The organism is Microbacterium sp. Leaf351 (genome assembly GCF_001423825.1).
Classification (GTDB): domain Bacteria; phylum Actinomycetota; class Actinomycetes; order Actinomycetales; family Microbacteriaceae; genus Microbacterium; species Microbacterium ginsengisoli.
The window spans coordinates 94,866-97,186 of the sequence record NZ_LMPK01000018.1 but is presented as its reverse complement, the minus strand read 5'-3'; the positions used below and the strand labels follow the sequence as shown (position 1 = coordinate 97,186).

The following is a 2,321-nucleotide window of genomic DNA, read 5'->3' as shown; positions in this document are numbered from 1 at the left end:
CGCGGTGGTCACGGGCAGGTCGACCGCGGCCATCCGCGTGTTCACTCCGGAGCCGACGACGACGGTCGAGGGCGAGCCGGCGACGGCTTCGGCGAGGATGCCGCAGATCTTCAGTCCGTCCACGAGCACGTCGTTGGGCCACTTCAGCCCGGCGGAGTTGCCGGTTCCGCGCAGCTGCGCGGCGACAGCGCGGGTCATCGCGGCGCCGGCGGCGAGCGGGATCCAGCCGCGGGCCGCAATCGGGAGCCCGGTGACGTCGACGACGACGGACAGGGCGAGCGCGGCGCCGGGTGGCGCGACCCAGGTGCGGTCGAGGCGACCCCGCCCCCGACGCTGGTCGGTGGTCAGCAGCGCCGACAGGTGCGGCCAGTCGCGGGGCGCGTCGCGCACGGCGGCCACGAGGTCGGCGTTCGTGGAGTCGGTGTGCTCGGCGACCTGGAGCCTCGGGCTGACCGCGGCGGCGAGGGGGAATCCTGCGGCGGGAATGGGCATGCCGCCACCCTACGCGCGGGCTCCGGGCCGCCGGCATCCACCGCCATGTCTCAGACGAGGAACAGCGGATGCCTCCGCCTGTTGTCCGAACCCTCCAAGCGTCGGACGGGGCCGGTGGATAGGGTGGAATCCGTGACCGACACCCCCGACCTCACGACCACCGCTGCCAAGATCGAGGACCTGCGCCGCCGTTACCGCGAGGCGGTCGTCGACGCCGAGACCGTCGCGCAGACCAAGCAGCACGCCAAGGGCAAGCTCACCGCCCGCGAGCGCATCGAGATGCTGCTCGACCACGGGTCGTTCACCGAGGTCGATGAGTACGTGCGCCACCGCACCACCGCGTTCGGCATGGAGAAGTCGCGTCCCTACGGCGATTCCGTCGTCACCGGCGTCGGCACGATCCACGGTCGCACCGTCGCCGTCTACTCGCAGGACTTCTCGACCTTCGGGGGCTCCCTCGGCGAGGTCGCGGGCGAGAAGATCATCAAGGTCATGGAGCTGGCGCTGCGCAGCGGCATCCCGATCATCGGCGTGCTCGACTCGGGCGGCGCGCGCATCCAGGAGGGTGTGGTCGCGCTCGGCAAGTACGGCGAGATCTTCCGCCTGAACACCGCCTCGTCGGGCGTGATCCCGCAGATCTCGATCATCATGGGCCCGGCTGCGGGCGGTGCCGTCTACGGCCCGGCGCTCACCGACTTCGTGATCATGGTCGACAAGACCAGCCAGATGTTCGTCACCGGCCCCGACGTGATCAAGACGGTCACCGGCGAGGACGTCGGGATGGACGAGCTCGGCGGCGCCCACACGCACAACACCCGGTCGGGCGTCGCGCACTACCTCGCCGACGACGAGGAGGACGCGATCGACTACGCGCGCTCGCTGCTCGCCTTCCTCCCCGACAACAACATGTCGGAGGTGCCCGACTACGAGTCGGCGTTCGACTTCGAGACGACCGACTCCGACCGCACCCTCAACACGGTCATCCCCGACTCCCCCAACCAGCCCTACGACATGCACGGCGTCATCGAGCACATCGTCGACGACGGCGACTTCCTCGAGGTGCAGCCGCTGTTCGCGCCGAACATCCTCATCGGGTTCGGCCGCGTCGAGGGCCGCTCGGTGGGCATCATCGCCAACCAGCCGTCGCAGATGGCGGGCACCCTGAACATCGACGCAGGCGAGAAGGCGGCGCGTTTCGTGCGCTTCTGCGACGCGTTCTCGATCCCGATCGTGACGCTCGTCGACGTGCCCGGCTACCTCCCCGGCACCGACCAGGAGTGGACCGGCGTCATCCGCCGCGGCGCGAAACTCCTCTACGCGTATGCCGAGGCGACAGTGCCGCTGGTGACGGTGATCCTGCGCAAGGCCTACGGCGGCGCGTACATCGTCATGGGCTCCAAGCAGCTCGGCGCCGACATCAACCTGGCCTGGCCGACCGCCGAGATCGCGGTCATGGGCGGCCAGGGCGCGGTGAACATCCTCTACCGCGGCGAGCTCAAGCGCGCCGAGGAGGCCGGCGAGGACGTCGCCGCCGTGCGCGCCCGCCTCGCCAACGAGTACACCTACAACGTCACCTCCCCGTTCCTCGCCGCCGAGCGCGGCGAGCTCGACGGCATCATCGAGCCGGCGCAGACCCGCGTGTCGATCGCGAAGGCCCTGCGGGCACTGCGCGGCAAGCGTGCGTCGCTCCCGCCGAAGAAGCATGGGAACATCCCCCTGTGAGCCTGTTCGACGAGACGGATGCCGCGTCCCCCGTGCCCGTGCGCATCGACGTGCGTCGCGGCAACCCGACGGACGAGGAGCTGGCGGCGATCGTCGCGGTGGTGACC

2 protein-coding genes and 1 pseudogene are annotated in these 2,321 nt (G+C 70.4%); 2 read left to right on the top strand and 1 reads right to left on the bottom strand.

The annotated features are described in order from the left end of the window. On the bottom strand, positions 1-492 hold a 492-nt coding region (locus tag ASG00_RS07255; RefSeq protein ID WP_235559412.1), incomplete at its 3' end, for a biotin--[acetyl-CoA-carboxylase] ligase. 123 nt (positions 493-615) lie between these two features. Here ASG00_RS07255 and ASG00_RS07250 point away from each other — a divergent pair. Together ASG00_RS07250 and ASG00_RS18930 are read left to right on the top strand one after the other, a co-directional pair. Then, positions 616-2,214: an acyl-CoA carboxylase subunit beta gene (locus ASG00_RS07250; protein WP_045248254.1), complete on the top strand. Its 1,599-nt coding sequence runs from the start codon at positions 616-618 to the stop codon at positions 2,212-2,214. Further along, positions 2,211-2,321, top strand: a pseudogene (locus ASG00_RS18930) (acyl-CoA carboxylase subunit epsilon); the annotation flags it as partial. The gene ASG00_RS07250 and the pseudogene ASG00_RS18930, both read left to right, overlap by 4 nt.